Genomic DNA, 17,624 nt, shown 5'->3' on the forward strand with positions numbered 1-17,624 from the left:
TACAAATTCCTGAATAAGAATCTCTAAAAATTCTAATTATCGAACAGTAGTGATGGGTTTTTCAAACCATGATCGTCAATACATTTACCTATAGCTATTAAAAACCCAATTTCAAGTTGATCTTCAATACGTTGCATCCATTCATTTCCACATTTATAAAGCACCGCTTCTTTGCCATCATGAAATTGAACCCGCCAAATTTTCCAGGTTTTAAAAGTGGCAGATGTAATGTGTGCTATTCTTATGGCTTCGTCTTCGAATATTATTTCATAACTCATTTTATTACACTTAAATCAATTTTACAAAGAATGAAAAGATCATCAAATAATAGGAAAACAGGGGGTGTTCTTCCGGGCGGACGCCGCCGTGCAATTTTCAAAATAAGGGGGATTGCTCCCTAATTAAAGACTTCATTCCCTGTATTGCGGGAAACTGTGGCTTTGGTATGGCCAGGCATATAGAAATATCCCGACTGATTATAAAGTATCAGCCGGGTTTTTAGACGGATGCAATTACATTTTCATCTTATCATCCATCATGCCTTTTTTCATCGGCATTTTCATAACCTTACCATTCATCATCACACATTGCCCTTCTTTTAGCATCATGGTTTTGCCGTCTTTCATTTTCACGGTACCGTCTGTCATCACCATAGTTCCATTGCTCATGGTCATCATTTTGGTCATTGGCATACTTTTACCGTGCATCATGGTCATCATTTTACCGTCCATCATCATCGCGGAGTGGTTCATTTTTTTCATAGACATGTGCGACCTCTTATGCATAGAGGTGTCGGCCATTTTGGTTTGTGCCATTGCGCTACAACTCAGTGTAACAGCAATTAAGGCGATCATAATTTTTTTCATGTTTTTTTTGGTTAGTTTTCTTATATATACCCACTAATCGAGCCACGTTTAAAACTTAGCTTTTTACTTTTAGTAGACTTGCGTTAATAGCTACCACCACTGTACTGACGGTCATTAATACTGCACCCGCTGCCGGGCTTAATACAATACCCTGGTTATATAATACCCCCGCTGCCAATGGCAAAGCGACCACGTTATATCCTGTTGCCCAAATAAGGTTCTGTATCATTTTATGGTAAGTTGCTTTACCAAACATGATCAGGCTTACAATATCTTTTGGATTACTATTTACTAAAACGATTCCTGCGGTTTCTGCGGCGATATCACTACCAGAACCTACAGCGATACCAATATCCGCCTGTGCAAGTGCAGGCGCATCATTTACCCCGTCCCCGGTCATCGCCACAAACTCACCTTTGCTTTGCAATTCTTTTATCTTCTCCAATTTCTGATGTGGCAATACTTCGGCAATAAAACTATCCATACCCAAAGTTTTACTCACACTGGCAGCTACCTTGTTATTGTCACCCGTTAGCAGGATAGATTTGATTTTTTCTTCCTTCAACGTTTTTATCGCTTCCGCAGATTCAGGACGTATTTCATCGGATAATGCAATATATCCTGCCAACTCGTTTTCAATTAGTACAAATACTACAGTTTCTGTATCATTTGCAGTAAAACCATCCGGCAGCGTTACCTTATTTTCTTGTAAATAACCAGGGCTAACCACCAATAGCTTTTTGCCTTCTACGGTCGCTTCCACACCTTGGCCCGTGATCGCCTTAAAGTTTTCGGCTTGTGGAATAGACAGTTTTAAGTCTTTAATTTTTTGCAGGATGCCTGTAGCAATGGGATGCTCAGATTTTTGCTCTAAGGCCGACGCCAAACGTATCAGTTCATTTTCCTTAATGTCCTTATTTAAGGAAACCACTTTGGATACTTCAAACTTGCCTACAGTTAGCGTCCCCGTTTTATCGAAAACAATGGTGGTGATCTTCCTTGCGTTCTCAAAGGCCGTCCGGTTTTTGATCAGTAAACCGTGTTTGGCCGATAAAGCCGTTGACTTAGCCACCACAAGCGGAACGGCCAAACCTAAAGCATGGGGGCAGCAAATAACAATTACTGTTACCATCCGCTCCATCGCAAACGCTAAGGTTTGGCCGGTTAAATACCAATACAAGAATGTACCGATGCCCGTAACCAACGCGATCACCGTTAACCATTTTGCGGCAGTATCCGCCAGCAACTGTGTCTGGGATTTTGACTTTTGCGCATCATCGACCAATTTTACCACCTGCGACAAATAGGAATCTTTGGCAGCATGAGATACGGTAACTTTAAAAGAGCCATTACCGTTAATCGAACCGGCGATCACTTTGTCGCCTTTAACTTTCAATACCGGCTTTGATTCACCCGTCAGCATGGATTCGTTCAGGTAACTCTCGCCCTCCAGTATGATCCCGTCAGCCGCGACCTTCTCGCCGGGTTTGATCAGGATAATATCATTCTCCTTTAGCGTATCTGTCTTTACATCATGCACCATATCCGGCATTACCATGTGTGCATCAGCTGGCATTAATTGGACTAATAACTCCAGTTCATTTGACGCGCCCATTACCGAACGCATTTCTATCCAATGCCCTAATAGCATGATCAAAATAAGGGTAGCCAGTTCCCAAAAGAAATCCATCCCTTTCAAACCGAATACAATAGCTACGCTGTAGCTGTAGGCAACAGTTATCGCAAAACCGATCAGGAACATCATGCCGGGATTCTTAGCCTTCACCTCATCTACCAAACCTGTTAAAAATGGCCAGCCACCATACACAAATACAACCGAGGACAAGGCGAACAAAATGTAGGAAGACCCGATAAAAGCCCAGTTAACCCTCATAAAATGCTGTATCATGGTTGATAAGAGCATAATAGGAATGGTCAACACCAGCACCACATAAAACCGCTTTTTAAAATCAGCGATCATCATAGCATGGTGGTTATGCTCTGACATACCCATGTGCGGGTCATGACCCTTTTGCATTTTACTGTGATCCATATTTTCCGTTTTTGCAGGTTTTTCGGCTTGATGCTGATGTCTCATTTCTGTAGCTTTCATTTGTGAATTTTGTAAAGAATTAGGGCAATCGCCCAGGGTAGTGTAAAAATCAATAACAACCATTTAAAATCAGACCCGATTGTGAAATTAACCGCAGTCATTAATACGATTGAGCTGAATCCCGCCAATAAAATAAAGGTAAATGAGCCCGAGGTGCGGCTGCGGAAAGAAGTAAACGATATAAATGTTGTAAGTATTCCTGTAGTGAAAATATAACCTCCCAGCACAAAAAAAACTTTTTGCAACCAATTAAACAGGCCGGGTATTTGAACTTCAATATTCTGCGATGTTGCTCCCATATATTGCAGATCCTCGGCCAACAAAGGGGGACGAAAAAAAAATAAAGTAAAACCCCATACCAACAAGAAGTAACCCTGAAAATGCAAGTATACTGGCTGAATAAGGTTTAATTCTCAACATGACTAAATCAATTTAAGGAGTTAATAGTCACCAATCGATTTTTGGGCAACACCAAATAAGCAGAAACTGCCAGAACAACTGCAACAATCCAATAAGCAAGGTGATTCGACCATATCATTATTATTCCTCCGATCACTACGCCTGTAACCTGGCCCAGGCTATTAACGGAACTAAAGATACCCAGTGAAGCACCATATTCTTTTTTTGAATCCTGTGTAACGAGCGAGGCCAGGCTTGGTGTCAGCAGGGCCATTCCCGTTGAAATAAAGGCGACATAGACTAAAATTCATCCCATTTCACGCGAAGTAGTCAACATGAATATACCAATTGCAAGAGACAAAAAACCATAGGGCAGCAAAACGTTTTCACCTTTCTTTTCAATTAACCATGATACAGGGCCTAATTGTAATAAACCCATTAGTGACCCACTAACAATAAAGACAATGCTCATTTGCTGTGGTCCAAATAAAAAAGGCGTTGCGAGTGTAAGGCGAATGTGCCTTCAAACATAGATAACGAAAGCTGACTGATAAAGGATAAAGTGAGCAACAGTATGAATGTTTTGTTTAGTAATTTCCAGCCTGGCATTAGCGGCACTTTTGCCTTTGCTGAGGTTTGCATTTTTACTTTGTTAGGAACCTGATACGATTCAGGTAATAAAAAAATATACAGGACGAAAACCACCAAAGTCAGTAAAGAAGAAATGACAAAAGGAGTGGAAAATTTGTCAAGGGTAAGTTTTCCGAAGAGCAGGTTAAACTTCAAATTTCCTTTTAAAAGATTTCCCAGCAATGGGCCTGCAACGGCACCTAATCCGGCTATAACCTTTGTATTGCCGGAGGATGTCTTGTTAGTATTGTTACAGGCAACCATTGAAAATGAAGCCATGCCGATAGCGGAAAGAATGATTATATTTTTCATAGGATTAGTATAAATTTTATTAGTTATCATGAGCGGCGTGACCGCTCATGATAGGTTAACTTGTCAACAGATAATTTGTAAGTTTATTTATTCAGAGTTTCAGTGACTTTGCCGCAAGTCAGCATTTGACTCCCATAGTAAGGGTTTTTGATCCCCGCCTCAGCCGATAACCAATAGCTCTTTTTCATCGGGCAATAAGCATAATAAATAGGTTGATCTGTGAGTTTTACAGTTTTGGCAAGTTTGAAGAAGTTAGTGGAGAAATTAGCGAAATGCTCTCTTTGATGGTCAATATCCTTGCTCTCTGACATATGCCGTGCATCGAAAGCCAGTTTTTCTTGTAAAGCCATAAAAGTAGCCATATCGGCTGCGGGGAGCGATTTCATATCTACGCTATTAACGGCTTTTAAAAACTCTTCCGAATGGGTAGCCACATCAGCACTATTTGATTTGATCAAAGCGTCTTTAATATCGTAATACGAAGTAAGTAAGGGTGTAAGTGCAGTTGGATTAGTTTCCTGCGCAAAAAGTTGTTGTGTAAATGCGGTTGCTATGAAAGTAACAAATAAAAATATCTTTTTCATGTTGATATGATAAAACGTTAAACAATAATTTTAGGCATGGCAAAGCCATGTTCATTCATTGAATAACCTTAATCAAACCTGAAAACGTTGTATAGCGATACGGATATCGGGCGTTGGCGGGCGCTGTCGCTTATCGATCAAAAGCTGACGAAACGACTTAACGTCCAAAACGGGACTTAACACATAAGGGGCGTATGCCCTGATATAAGCGGTAGATATAGGAACGAAAATTTTGACAGATTGAGGAACCAGTTAAGCAAGCGAGGCAAAACTATTTACCGCACCCTGGCAGCAAGCGTCTTGTTTTTCTACGGAGGCGTCTGAACTGTCCTGATGCTCAGTGATCTCGTCCTTACAGTCATCTTGACAACTACGTAAAGCGCAATGAAATCAAACTCCTGTATTAAACAGGAATATAAATACCAGAAATAACGCTTTAAACTTCATATTAATTACATATTTAAGCAATAAGGTAGCAAATTGTTTCATGACGACAAGTTTAAAATCAAATTACTGGTAGCCCATAGCCTGTAATTGGAATAATTCTGCATAGCGACCATTTTTCATTACTAATTCTTCATGCGTGCCGGATTCCAGTATTGTCCCTTTATCTAATACCAGGATACGGTCAGCTAAGCGTGCTGTAGAAAAACGGTGCGAAATTAATACGGCTGATTTTCCTTTGGTAAGTTGGGCGAAACGCTGAAATACTTCATATTCTGCCCTTGCATCCAGGGCGGCGGTTGGTTCGTCAAGGATCAATACCTGGGCATCTTTCATATAAGCGCGTGCTAAAGCTACTTTTTGCCATTCACCTCCCGACAATTCTACCCCATCGTTGAATCTACGCCCCAGCCATTGGTCATAATGGTTAGGCAACTTTTCAGCAAGTACGTCGGCTAAACTTTCCTGAGCGGCTTTTTGAATTAATGTTTTATTGTTTATTTCGTTGATATTGCCGACTGCGATATTTTGGGAAAAGGTCATTTGATAACGGAGGTAATCCTGGAAGATAATGCCCAAATTTAAACGCAAGTCTTCGATTGCATATTCCTTCAGATCTATCCCATCCAATAAAATTCGTCCTTCAGTCGGGTCATACAATCGAGCAAGTAACTTGACAAGCGTTGTTTTACCCGCGCCGTTTTCACCGACCAGTGCCAGTTTTTGACCGGGATGCAGTGTAAAGTTCAAATGCCTGTTAGCCCAATTCTCCGAATTATGGTATTGGAACCCAACATTTTCAAAGGTAAATCCTTGCTTAATGGGATTGGGGAATGGTAATGGTTTTTCCGCAACGCTTATTTTGGGTTTGATTTCAAAGAACTCTAAAAAGTCGTTCAGGTAAATAGCACCCTGCGACACCGTAGTAAAGCGGTTAAGCATACTTTCCATCAGGCTGCTTAATTGCCTGAAAGAGCCTGCCAAAAACGTCAGCGTACCAACCGATGACCTGCCTGTAACAGTATGGTAAATAATGAAACCATAGGCTGCATAATAACCAACGCTGCCCAAAACCGAAAAAAAGGTGCCCCAGGCGGAACGTTTAACGGCCAGTTCGCTGTTATCAGCATAAAATTTGTCTGATAGTGTTTTGAAACGGTTAATAATGAAGTCAGAGAGGCCAAATATCTTCACTTCTTTTGCGGTTTCATCACTGGCCCCCAGGTAGCGTATATAATCCAGTTCGCGTCTTTCTGGTGTCTGGCTGCGGGTTAAGGCATAGTTTTGGCTGTTAAAATAAGATTCACCTAAAAATGAGGGAATGATCGCCACTAATAACAATATAATGAGCCACGGGTTAAAAGCAATTAACCCAGTAAGTAGAAAAACCATCGAAATAAAGTCCTGCACCTGGCTCATTACCTGCGATAATAGTATACTACGGCCGACTGTTTGCTGCCGCGCCCGTTCCAGTTTATCATAAAATACAGAATCCTCGAACTGGTCCAAATCGAGTGTCGTTGCATGGCGCATGATCCGCATAGAGGTATAATTGGAAAACAGGTCGCCAAGAAGGCTATCCACCAGGTTAATCGCCCGGTTCAGCCCATCCGTCAATATAGCTAAGGCGAATTCGATAATTAATAATTTCCATAGTTCGTGCTGGCTGCCTCCGAGACGATTTAGCCCTACAACTTGGTCAATAATTAGTTTACCCACATAGAGCAGGGCAACCGGCATAGCCGACCGCATAATACGAAGCAGGAAACTTAGGGTAGTCTTTTTAGGGCTGCTTTGCCAGACCAGCCGGAATAGTTCCGGTAAATTTTTTAAAGCCGTGAGCCGTTGTTTAAAAGTAAGATCAGGATTACGTATCGTTTTAGCCATGTGACTTTGCAGCGCTTTTGTTAAAAAACAAAGCTATGAGTAATAAGGATATTCTTCCGTTTGCGGAATACCAGCGCTTCGAAACGTTTATTGCAGGTCGCCGTACTTTCGTCCATCGCCAGTAGGCCCTTATCGCCGGACATCAAGTGGTTAACGATGTTTTTCAACTCCTTTATATCCATTTCATATGTTTTACTTTTTCAACACCGTTAACATTTGCTTGTTTGCAGCAGCATTCATTTTTCTATAAAACCACCGCTTCGCCAGTTCTGCTGATCCCAGGTAAAACAAAATGATGAGCAGCATCCAGCCATAATAAGTTAAAGGCAGCCTGGTAAATCCGAACCAGGTGGCTAAAGGTGTCAATGGCAATGCCAATACGAGCATCAGAATCAATACCGTAGCAATAGCCAAATATTTGCCGGGCAGGCTTTTAAAAAAAGGCAGCCGTGTCCTTACCACCAAAACGATCAATGTTGCAGAAATGACCGATTCAGCGAACCAGCCGGTTTGAAACAACTTTTCATTCGCATGAAAAACAAATAGCAATACGCCAAAAGTCAGGTAGTCAAAAACGGAACTCAACAAGCCAAAGGTGATCATAAAGCGCTTGATAAAACCCAGGTCCCAGCGTTGCGGCGATTGGATATTGATCTGGTCAACCCTATCGGTAGCAATGGCCATTTCGGGAAAGTCCGTTAACAGATTGGTCAACAGGATCTGTTTCGGCAGCAAGGGCAGGAATTTCAAAAACAAAGACGCGCCTGCCATACTGAACATATTGCCAAAGTTCGCACTCGTAGCCATAAAAATATATTTCATGGTATTGGCAAAAGTTTTGCGCCCTTCAATAATTCCATCGATCAAGACTTCAAGACCACTGCTTAATAATACAATGTCGGCCGCTTCTTTGGCCACATCAACTGCGGTATTGACAGATATGCCTACATCGGCGCTATGGAGTGCCGGGGCATCATTAATGCCATCGCCCATAAAACCCACGACATGGCCTGCTTTTTTCAAAATGGTGATGATCCTTTCTTTTTGATTGGGCTCGACCTCCGCGAAGACATCGGTCAGGGGCGCTTTATGGAACAAGGCGGAATTGCTCATTTTCAGCAGATCGGCACCGGTCAATATCTGCGGATCTTTGATGCCTATCTGCAAAGCCAGGCTTTTGGCGACGAGGGCGTTGTCCCCGGTAATAAATTTAAGTTTTACGCCCAGGTCATTCATTTTAGCCATCAAGTCGGCAACATTGGCTTTTAGCGGATCAAATAGGGTGATGAAACCTAAAAAGACCATATCCTTTTCATCCGCTTTGGTGAAATCCTGTTTGGCATCGGCAGGCTTGTAAGCCACGCCTAAAGTGCGGAAGCCTTGGGCGCTCAATTGCTCGTATTGTAGTTGTATGGATGGATAAAACTCAATAAAATGCCCCCATCAGACCGATTGAAGAAGTACCCTTTTGCCGCGTGATGATGACCCCACTTCGCCAAAGCAAAGTGACCCCTCTCGCCACGCGAAAGTGACCCCCTAAAAGAGCTCGAAGTTTTTGTATTGACGGTACCTGCGGACAAAGTTTTTGTTTACTTTTTAGATAAACGAAAACCAGCGAATACAATGTCCAATAAACCGATCAAGATGAATAAACTAAGGCAGATCATTCGATTATACTGTCAGGGTACCGGGGTCAAAACGATTCACGGGATGGTAGGTATTTCCCGTAACACCATTAAAAAGTACGTACGTGTATGGCACGATTTGGGCATAAGCCACGAGGCATTTGGCGCCAGGAGCGATAGCGAGCTTGCCGTGCTGTTCACTACCCCGGTTGGCAAGACCGAGAACAATCCCCGTATGCAGACGCTGGAGGCCTTGCTTCCCGAGATATGCAAGAAGCTCAAAAAGAAGGGCGTAACCCGCGAGATGCTGCATAATGAGTATATCGAAAAGTATCCTGATGGCTATGGCCGTTCGCGGTTCAATAATGCGGTCCACACTTATCTACAACTCTCGCGGCCGGTCATGCACATTGATCACAAGGCCGGCGATAAGATGTATATTGACTTCACAGGAAGTAAGCTGCAGATCACCCTATCCGAAGGTAGCGTACAGGATGTGGAGGTGTTTGTAGCTATCCTGGGCTGCAGTCAGCTTACTTATGTAGAAGCGGTGGAAAGCCAGCGTAAAGAAGATCTGATCAAAGCCTGTGAGAATGCGCTGCATTACTTTGGCGGGGTTCCTGTTGCCATGGTGCCGGACAACCTGCGTTCTGCGGTAACCCGGGGAGTAAATACGAAGCCATACTTAATGACGAGTTCGCTTCCTTCGCTGAACATTATTCCGTTACCGTTGTGCCTGCACGTGTTTATAAGCCGCGTGATAAGTCCTTAGTGGAAGGAGCGGTAAAGTTGATCTACCGGAGCATATACACCAGGCTGGAAGGCCGCAGGTTCAGCGATCTGGGATCGCTGAACTCGGCTATACGTCCCGCTTTAGAGATCCATAACAACAAACCCTTCTCCGGGCGGACCTACTCCCGCAGGGAACAGTTCGAAGAGATCGAACGGGATGTACTGGCACCACTGAACCCATTGCGTTACGAGGTTAATAAACAGGTAATGGTTACCGTTATGAAGAACGGATATATCCGCCTGGGCGAGGATATTCACTATTACAGCGTGCCTTACACTTATATCGGAAAGAAGGTCAAGGTCTTATATACTTCCGGTTCCGTTAAGATCTATTACCAGTACACTCAGATCGCAGCCCATCCACGTGTCCGTATCAAGTATCGCCACACAACAGATGACAATCACCTGGCCTCGCAGCATCGTTTCCTTACTGAATGGTGCCCTGAAAAGTTTATTCAGGAGGCCGAAGCTATTCATGAGGATGTAGCCCGCTACATTACCAAGGTACTGGAACATAAGGTCTATCCGGAACAGGCTTACAAATCATGCGCTGGCATTCTAAGCTTTGCCCGTCGTGTTGGTGCCGGAAGGCTGGCTGGTGCCTGCCGCTGGGCCTACAACCTCCACCAGTATAACTATCCAATTATCGAAGAGATACTCAAGAAACGCCTGGACCAGCTTCAGCCAGAGGACGAGACATCAGTGATCCCCGCCCATAACAATATCAGAGGAAAAGAATATTACCAGTAACCCATAAAACATAGAACAAATGAATAATGAAACATTAGACAAGATGCGTCAGCTTCGCCTTTATGGCATGTATGATGCCTTTAAAACCAATCTGGAGAGTTCAGTAAAAGAATCGCTTACAGCCGATCAGTTCATCGCCCTGCTGGTCGCCAGTGAATGGGACGACCGGCGAAACCGTTACGTAGAACGAGCCATCAGGGGAGCAGGCTTTAGGTATAAAGCTTCGTTGGAGCAGGTTGACTACGGTATAGATCGTGGTCTGGACAAGAATGAGGTACACAGGCTGGCCGGGCTTGACTTTGTTAAGGAGCACAAGGATCTGTTTATTACCGGTTCCACCGGAACAGGCAAAAGCTATCTGGCGACAGCGCTTGGCTATCAGGCCTGTCAGAATGGGTACAAGGTCTTATACGTCAATACGGCCAAGCTTATGGGCCAGCTGAAGCTGGCCAAAGCAAAAGGTACCATTCTGGCAGAACTGAAAAAAATAGAACGGGCCGATCTGTTGATATTGGACGACTTCGGTCTACAGCCTTTTGATGCCCAGAGCCGGGCTTCTTTACTGGATATTATAGAAGACAGGCACCAAAAGCGCTCTACGGTGGTCACTTCGCAGATCCCAGTCAAGGAATGGTATGATGTTATCGGTGAAAAAACAATCGCCGATGCTATCCTTGACCGCATTGTTCATCACTCATTAAGGGTTGAACTGTATGGCGAATCACTAAGGAGAAGAAACTCTAAATCAGAAAATGTATTTTTGTAAAAATAATAGTTGTTAAACCGGACAAAAGCATCCGCTCCCAGGAGCCTGTCTGTACAATAACTTTATGCTCTTTTAAACCCTTAACTCAAAGGGGTCACGAACGATTGGCGAGAGGGGTCAATTAAATTGGTATATCCAGCCTTGGGGCAAGCCGAAAATACCGGGTTCCAAGAAACACCATAAAGGCATGGGCAGGTAAGCTTAATTTGACTACTTTGCTGAATGTCAACAATTCCTCAGCGCTTCCCGGGATGACCCAAAGTCAGGAATCAAAGTTACTCGTAAAGAAGATACATGAGCTTACTAAGGCATTAGAGCTATCTCAATTAAAGAACCTTGCCTTGGAAACGATGATCGAGGTAGCTGAAAGTGACCTACATATCAAGATCCGAAAAAAGCGTGGTACCAAACAGTCTTAAGAATGCGGCAAAAGCGGCCAGAGTATACCCTGGTAGCTATTTGTGCACTGTTTGGTGTAAGCCGTCAGGCTTACTATTTAGCTCATCATAAGGCTGCAAGGACAAGCATAGCACATATGGTTGTGTTAACATTGGTTGGTGAGTTCCGTGCTGCTGTTCCTATGCTTGGAACCAGAAAACTATTACATATGCTCATTCCGGAGATGGAAAAACATGATATAAAGATGGGCCGGGACCTGCTGTATGACCTGCTACGTTTCCACGGCTTATTGATTCGCAGAAGAAGACGCATGGTGAAAACAACAGATTCTCATCACTGGTTAAGAAAATATCCTAACCTGATCACGCACCTAACCGTATCAGCACCAGAGCAGCTCTGGGTAAGTGATATAACTTATATCCGTACGTTGGAAGGCTTCAGCTACCTGAGCCTGATCACAGATGCCTATTCCAGAAAAATCGTTGGATATGCCCTGCATCCCAGCCTGGAAGCAGTTGGATGTATTGGAGCCCTGGAAATGGCAGTAGACGGAAGGAAACGGCTATCTCCATTTATCCTGATACATCATTCTGACCGAGGAATACAATACTGCTCCCAGAATTATACAGCACTGCTAAACCAGGATAGGATCGCCATTAGTATGACTCAAAGCGGCAGTCCTTATGAAAATGCACTTGCCGAGCGCGTTAACGGAATTATCAAGAATGAGTTCTTTCCTAAAAAGGTTTATCAGAACCACAAGGAAGCAAAGAAATGCATTGTAGCAATCATTGGTCATTATAACGATAGGCGTCCACACGCAAGCTTAAATTACCATACACCGGAGCAGGCTCATGGCATGTCCGGTGAAATCAAAAAGCGTTGGAAGGGATATCCACGCCCCAAAAAAGGAAAGGAGGAAAATCAGGTTACTGGCATTTAAGACCGTGCTGGCAAAAAGAAAAAAAGAAGCAAAAAAGAAAAACGCATTAGGATATGGAAAACTGAAGGAGTTTCCCACATCCTAACACGCTAATAATAACAATAAGAGGTAAGCTTTCAGCTATTAAGAAAATAAAAGGCGTACCCTTGTAAAGTAAAAGCAGGACTAATGAAATATCGGTGTAAACCGATTCCAGTATTACTACTCAAAAACGACAAGTAAAACCAGGACGAGACAACCTTTCTTTTTCTGGTAATGATAGTTCTAATATTTTACCTAAAAATCCGTGATTCTCTCCCTCAATAGTAACATAGTTACCTACCAGACCAGCATTAAATTCTTCTCCCGAAAAAATAAACTTATTTAACAGAACAGATGATGGAAAATGTACCCTTACAAAATCAGGGAATACCTGACTTATATAGCCAATGAAATAATTATGATCAAAAGGTTTATTGTACTCCATTTGGTGCGGGTGCTGTATTAGAATTATCCGAATAGACTTTAGAAGCAGGGTAATTTTGAGCAAAATCTTTAAACTCTTCGGCTACTATCATAACATTATACTGCTTATTAGCTTTTTCGATAAACCATTTCATCGCTTCAGAATCTCTTATTGTTCTAATAACGATGAGCAATCTAAAGCTCGGATTTTGACTTACCGCCTCTTTAATAGCCGTGACAATATGTTTGTCATTAAAGCTAAATCCCACACATATCAATAACACATTATCTTTCCTTAAATTCTGTTGAAATCTTTACATCATTTCAAAGAAAGGCTGGTCATAAGAGTTCTCGTATTTACTATCTTTTGGGTAAATCATCAAAGGTTTCGCGGTGTGTTCGTTAATGATGATTTGATCTTTGCTATTCAATTCCCAATTAACAGAGCCGTGCGGCTTGTATAGATGAAAAACTTTTGGAACAAAACTTTCTTCTTCTTTGATTCGGCTTTTTTCACGATAAACTATATCATAATCAAAATTCCTCCCACTTAACGTCCTTGGGGATGAAAATGAAAAACCATCAATAACCGTAAAATTTCCATTTATCGAAGCCTGCTCAAATAGGGTGTCATAATTCAATGTGAAAATCTTAACTCTCGGATCTTTAAGTTTTCTGTTAGTTATTTTATTTAAAAAAGTTTCATGGGGTGAATCATCTTTTAAAGTTATTTTACAATTGCTAAAAATTTCGGCTTCACAGATTTCTATCGTTCCTGTTATATCAAAGGCTGACGTAACAAAGTTTTTTGCAGTATTAGCTTTTGAAAGTAGTTTTTCCAAATCCTTTTGCGACTCTGTTAAAGTTGAAAGTGCTACATCACCAATAAATTTTACTTCTTTGCAAAATTTTTCCATTACAGGTGTAGTGAGTTTGGTTTCCACTTTATCCCAAAGCTCTTTCATTGTTAGCCCGCCCCAACCGACTGAAGAACCAGCCCCTGTTAGGATAATTAAATTTTCAAAATGCGATTTTAAAAACAAAGAATAAGCTGCTCTTTTTAGCTTATTTGCAAATTCAACCTTCTCAGAGGTGGTGGTTGGGGTTTCCTCTATGTATTTAAACGGCAAATCATTAACCATAATGGTCGTTGTTTCATTGCCGATGTCTGCCGTTTCTGAAACCAGTGTAATCGACTGATTAGCAGAAATAAATAATTTTGTTTCCTTTTTTATCGGAGGAGCCATATAAGATAAGGTTGACTAATATTATCAAAGCTAATCTTACTCAAGGGGATTTCCTAATAGTTATGAATTTGGGGTAATTTGCTTTCATGACCAACAACTTTTACTTCATCGATAACAATACGCCAAGCACATGCGTGTCAAAAGTGGCGGCGTAGCTTTCAGCGGTCTGGTCCGCAACCGGCCCTGGCAAAACGTTTTTCATGAATTACAACCAATTTTGGCGTGATTTTAGGAATGCACCAGACATAAAATGGAAGAGCACAGAGTTGTTTGGGGTAAGCCAATCAACCTCCTCTACAATTATAGAATTATGTATTTCTATAATTACATTCTAATGTCAATTGAAATTTAGAATACAGAGTTGTTAAACTTTTTTACAATAAATAATCCAAAAGTTCAGTTCCTTTTTTGTAAATTTGATTCATCAAAAGTTCTTTAAAACAACTCAAATTACCTCAAGTTATCCGGTGTCTTAATCGGTGACTAATAGTTTTTAGATTTCATAAACACCTGTTATTTAGCGCTATATCGAAATGGTTCGAGTCCCGTCCATTCCGCTCAAAACAATATCAAAATTGACTAAAAGCCTGTAAATCATCGATTTACAGGCTTTTTTTGCCAAAAAACACCAAAATATGCATGTTTTACCATATAAAAGGTGAGCATTTCGGTGAGCATATTTGAGGAAACAAGATGCTCACCAGAAGCGCCATAAGTAACTGATTGGCAAGATGTTCAATAGCTGAACATATTGTTTGCAAGTGATGGACTAATCAATTTTGTTTCACTATTTAATTCATTTTTAATGAGAACTAACATCAATTTGCTTTTTTATTTAAAGAAGCGCTCTACCTACTAAAATTGCACAGTGGCTAACTATCTTCGGGTTACTGTTGACGGCCAAAGAGCGGAAGCTTCAACAGGCAAAACTTGCGACCCCGCCCGCTGGAATACACAGGCAGGTCGTGCTATCGGCACCAAAGAGGACGTTCGCAGCCTAAACTCTTACCTCGACACCTTACAAGACCATCCGTCAACTTATTTAAGGACGATTCAAAATTAGCCTTTTTATGAATCTTTTTTCGCTGTTTTGATGAGTTTTAGAGCGTGTTTTCACCAATTGCTAATTTATAAACTCTTTCTTATCTAAGTAGATAAAATGCTATGAATAAGGCGAAAGGTTTATCTGTGTGCATATTTCGGTCGATGGAAAGAGGAGTGAAGCAACTATCGGTCGGGGAGTCGAACAAAGAAAAGGGGATGTTAACGATATTGAGAATCTTAACTTGAATTATCTTACAATACAACAGATCGACAGACATTAACCCATGCGATTTAAGATTTAGTTAAACGAAATAAAACTCTTTAAATGTGGTGATCAACAGGTGTAAATCGCGTAAAAATACCTGTTTCGAAAATAATTCTTGCATTTTTGCTTTTTAGTAAATAGGTTTATTGCAATAAGTTAAACCGATGTCATTCTTTTCTAAACCTAACAATGCCGATTCGGTATTGATCGAGCTGATCAAACTGGTAGACCCTGATATTACCGCAGACCAGGTAACCAATGAATTAAATATCCATCCCGACTATCCCAATCTTTTAGCACTTAATGACGTGCTAAATAATTTCGGAATCGAATCGGGCGCTTATCATATCGATAGCGATGAGCTACCAGACGTACCCCTGCCGTTTATTGCCCATACCCGAAAATCAGGATCAGAATTTTTGCTGGTAACCGCATTAAACCAACAAGAAGTTACCGTTACAGATCAATCCCGTAAAAATTATACGTTAACGCTTCATAGCTTTACCACCATTTTTAACAATGTTGTGCTGGCGGTAGAAGGCAACGGGCAACCGTTTGCAAAAGCAAGCGCCGAGTTTAAATTATCTGATAACGACACACGCCTTACTCTGGGTTTAGGTTTATTGATATTTATAGCTGTTGCAGGCATTATAAGCATAGCACCGGTTTTTACAAGCTGGCACATCATTTTGGCCTTGCTGTTTAAAACTGCCGGGGTAGCTGTTTCTGTATTATTACTTATACAAAGTATAGATCGAAACAACCCGCTTGTGCAAACCCTTTGCGGTGGTGGCGGCAAAACCAATTGCAATGCCATACTTACATCAAAAGCGGCCAATGTTTTTGAAGGGCTAAGCTGGAGTGAAGTTGGCTTCTTTTATTTTACGGGCACCTGGCTGGTAATTTTATTTGGCGGTGGCAACATTGCTTTGCTGCAGGCATTGGCCATACTAAACCTAATTAGTTTACCTTATACCGTGTACTCTATTTATTACCAGGCACGCGTTGCTAAACAGTGGTGTATATTTTGCTGCATGGTACAGGCACTGCTGTGGCTGGAGTTTATTCCTCTTGTAGGTTTTTTTAAAATGCCTTTCCAAGCCTTAAGCGTTACGGCATTAGCGGGTTTATTAATATGCCTCGCTTTGCCTGTAGCCATTTGGTTACTGTTTAAACCTTTATTTTTAAAAGTACAGGAAGCCAAATCGCTTAAATATCAGTTGCACAAGTTTAAGTATAATAGTGATCTATTTAATTCTTTATTAAAGGAGCAACCCAAATATGCAATGCCTGCCGATGATTGGAGTATTGTTTTAGGCAATGTAGAAGCAGGGAATGTTATTACGATGGTAAGCAACCCTTATTGCCCGCCCTGTGCCGTTACGCATAAGATTTTAGATGAGTGGCTAAACCGCAACAAGGACATACAATTGAGATTGGTATTTACCGCGAATAATAAAGAAGAGGACATTAAAACTCCGGTTACCCGCCATTTGATGGCATTGAACGAATTGCCGGATAAAAGCAAGGTGAAAAATGCCCTGCGCGATTGGTACGAGCAAAAACAAAAGGATTATAAAGCCTGGGCTAATGTGCACCCTGTTACCCTTAACGAAACAAAATATTACAAGCTGGAAAAACAAGAAGAATGGTGCAAAATGGCCGAAATAAAAGCCACGCCCACCATATTGGTAAACGGTTACCGATTACCGGAGGTTTACCGGATACAAGATATTAAATACCTTTTGGTAGAGCAATAAAGAAACTTCTCGAGAAAGTAAAGGAGCATGCACTTGAATATATGCCGCCAAATTGCCGGAGCGTGGTTACGGCAAAAGTAACAATTAATAAATTTTATTTTTATGTTAAAACTTAACAAACTCAGCAGAGTTGAGATGAAAAGTGTGTTAGGTGGTTTGAGACAGCCTGGGGTGGAAATGGTTGTTTAACAAGCGAGTGTTAAAATGATGATGGTTGTGCGAGTTCGCAATATGGATCAAAGTGTCAAATCTCAACATGCCAAGCTACTGGTGACCCGGCAAATTATTGCTGGAAAGGTTCCGGTAATATATCCTAACAAATATCTCATAGAAGCCAAGCTGGCTCCTATGAGT

Annotated in this window: 18 protein-coding genes; 6 read left to right on the forward strand and 12 right to left on the reverse strand. The window is 41.6% G+C overall.

Annotation, left to right across the window (positions count from 1 at the left end):
• Positions 1-32: 32 nt before the first annotated feature.
• From RHM67_RS02360 to RHM67_RS02400, 9 genes are all read right to left on the reverse strand, one after another.
• Complete coding sequence (locus RHM67_RS02360) at positions 33-278, reverse strand: hypothetical protein (RefSeq protein ID WP_322230297.1); 246 nt, start codon at positions 276-278, stop codon at positions 33-35.
• Between the two features lie 234 nt (positions 279-512).
• The gene (locus RHM67_RS02365) at positions 513-866 is read right to left on the reverse strand and encodes a DUF6799 domain-containing protein (RefSeq protein ID WP_322230299.1); all 354 of its coding nucleotides are present in this window, start codon (positions 864-866) and stop codon (positions 513-515) included.
• 55 nt (positions 867-921) lie between these two features.
• The gene (locus RHM67_RS02370; RefSeq protein WP_322230302.1) at positions 922-2,979 is read right to left on the reverse strand and encodes a copper-translocating P-type ATPase; all 2,058 of its coding nucleotides are present in this window, start codon (positions 2,977-2,979) and stop codon (positions 922-924) included.
• A gap of 427 nt (positions 2,980-3,406) precedes the next feature.
• Positions 3,407-3,685, reverse strand: coding sequence for an MFS transporter (locus tag RHM67_RS02375; RefSeq protein WP_322232166.1), 279 nt, complete (start codon positions 3,683-3,685; stop codon positions 3,407-3,409).
• Between the two features lie 161 nt (positions 3,686-3,846).
• Positions 3,847-4,320 (reverse strand): hypothetical protein, encoded by a 474-nt coding sequence (locus RHM67_RS02380; protein WP_322230304.1) that lies wholly within the window; start codon positions 4,318-4,320, stop codon positions 3,847-3,849.
• A gap of 83 nt (positions 4,321-4,403) precedes the next feature.
• On the reverse strand, positions 4,404-4,904 hold the full coding sequence (locus tag RHM67_RS02385) for a DUF3347 domain-containing protein (protein WP_322230307.1): 501 nt from the start codon (positions 4,902-4,904) through the stop codon (positions 4,404-4,406).
• Positions 4,905-5,414: 510 nt separating this feature from the next.
• Positions 5,415-7,088, reverse strand: a complete 1,674-nt coding sequence (locus tag RHM67_RS02390) for an ABC transporter ATP-binding protein (RefSeq protein ID WP_322230310.1) — start codon at positions 7,086-7,088, stop codon at positions 5,415-5,417.
• 167 nt (positions 7,089-7,255) lie between these two features.
• Entirely contained in the window at positions 7,256-7,417 is a 162-nt protein-coding gene (locus tag RHM67_RS02395; RefSeq protein WP_322230313.1) for a class I fructose-bisphosphate aldolase, read from the reverse strand.
• Positions 7,418-7,427: 10 nt separating this feature from the next.
• Positions 7,428-8,627: an HAD-IC family P-type ATPase gene (locus tag RHM67_RS02400; RefSeq protein ID WP_322230316.1), complete on the reverse strand. Its 1,200-nt coding sequence runs from the start codon at positions 8,625-8,627 to the stop codon at positions 7,428-7,430.
• Between the two features lie 252 nt (positions 8,628-8,879).
• Between RHM67_RS02400 and RHM67_RS02405 the strand changes: the two genes are divergently transcribed.
• The 4 genes from RHM67_RS02405 (at position 8,880) to RHM67_RS02420 (ending at position 12,510) form a co-directional block, all read left to right on the forward strand.
• The gene (locus RHM67_RS02405) at positions 8,880-9,632 is read left to right on the forward strand and encodes an IS21 family transposase (protein WP_322227469.1); all 753 of its coding nucleotides are present in this window, start codon (positions 8,880-8,882) and stop codon (positions 9,630-9,632) included.
• A complete protein-coding gene (locus tag RHM67_RS02410; protein ID WP_322227468.1) occupies positions 9,632-10,402 on the forward strand; it encodes a Mu transposase domain-containing protein in 771 nt (256 codons plus the stop codon). The genes RHM67_RS02405 and RHM67_RS02410 overlap by 1 nt, the downstream gene beginning before the upstream one ends.
• A gap of 19 nt (positions 10,403-10,421) precedes the next feature.
• Positions 10,422-11,168, forward strand: a complete 747-nt coding sequence (gene istB, locus RHM67_RS02415) for an IS21-like element helper ATPase IstB (protein WP_322227467.1) — start codon at positions 10,422-10,424, stop codon at positions 11,166-11,168.
• A 421-nt stretch (positions 11,169-11,589) separates the two neighbouring features.
• The gene (locus RHM67_RS02420; RefSeq protein ID WP_322227400.1) at positions 11,590-12,510 is read left to right on the forward strand and encodes an IS3 family transposase; all 921 of its coding nucleotides are present in this window, start codon (positions 11,590-11,592) and stop codon (positions 12,508-12,510) included.
• 205 nt (positions 12,511-12,715) lie between these two features.
• Here RHM67_RS02420 and RHM67_RS02425 read toward each other — a convergent pair whose 3' ends face one another.
• The 3 genes from RHM67_RS02425 to RHM67_RS02435 are packed head-to-tail and all read right to left on the reverse strand — an operon-like array spanning position 12,716 to position 14,201.
• Positions 12,716-12,976: a hypothetical protein gene (locus RHM67_RS02425; protein ID WP_322230318.1), complete on the reverse strand. Its 261-nt coding sequence runs from the start codon at positions 12,974-12,976 to the stop codon at positions 12,716-12,718.
• The gene (locus RHM67_RS02430) at positions 12,963-13,238 is read right to left on the reverse strand and encodes a hypothetical protein (RefSeq protein WP_322230321.1); all 276 of its coding nucleotides are present in this window, start codon (positions 13,236-13,238) and stop codon (positions 12,963-12,965) included. Before RHM67_RS02430 ends, RHM67_RS02425 begins: the two co-directional genes overlap by 14 nt.
• Positions 13,239-13,268: 30 nt before the next feature.
• On the reverse strand, positions 13,269-14,201 hold the full coding sequence (locus tag RHM67_RS02435; protein WP_322230324.1) for an SIR2 family protein: 933 nt from the start codon (positions 14,199-14,201) through the stop codon (positions 13,269-13,271).
• 868 nt (positions 14,202-15,069) lie between these two features.
• On the opposite strand from RHM67_RS02435, the gene RHM67_RS02440 reads away from it, so the two are divergent.
• Positions 15,070-15,264, forward strand: a complete 195-nt coding sequence (locus RHM67_RS02440; protein WP_322230325.1) for an Arm DNA-binding domain-containing protein — start codon at positions 15,070-15,072, stop codon at positions 15,262-15,264.
• A gap of 410 nt (positions 15,265-15,674) precedes the next feature.
• Positions 15,675-17,270, forward strand: a complete 1,596-nt coding sequence (locus RHM67_RS02445) for a vitamin K epoxide reductase family protein (protein ID WP_322230328.1) — start codon at positions 15,675-15,677, stop codon at positions 17,268-17,270.
• Positions 17,271-17,624 lie beyond the last annotated feature (354 nt).

It is taken from the genome of Mucilaginibacter sp. 5C4 (assembly GCF_034345625.1).
Taxonomy (GTDB): domain Bacteria; phylum Bacteroidota; class Bacteroidia; order Sphingobacteriales; family Sphingobacteriaceae; genus Mucilaginibacter; species Mucilaginibacter aurantiaciroseus.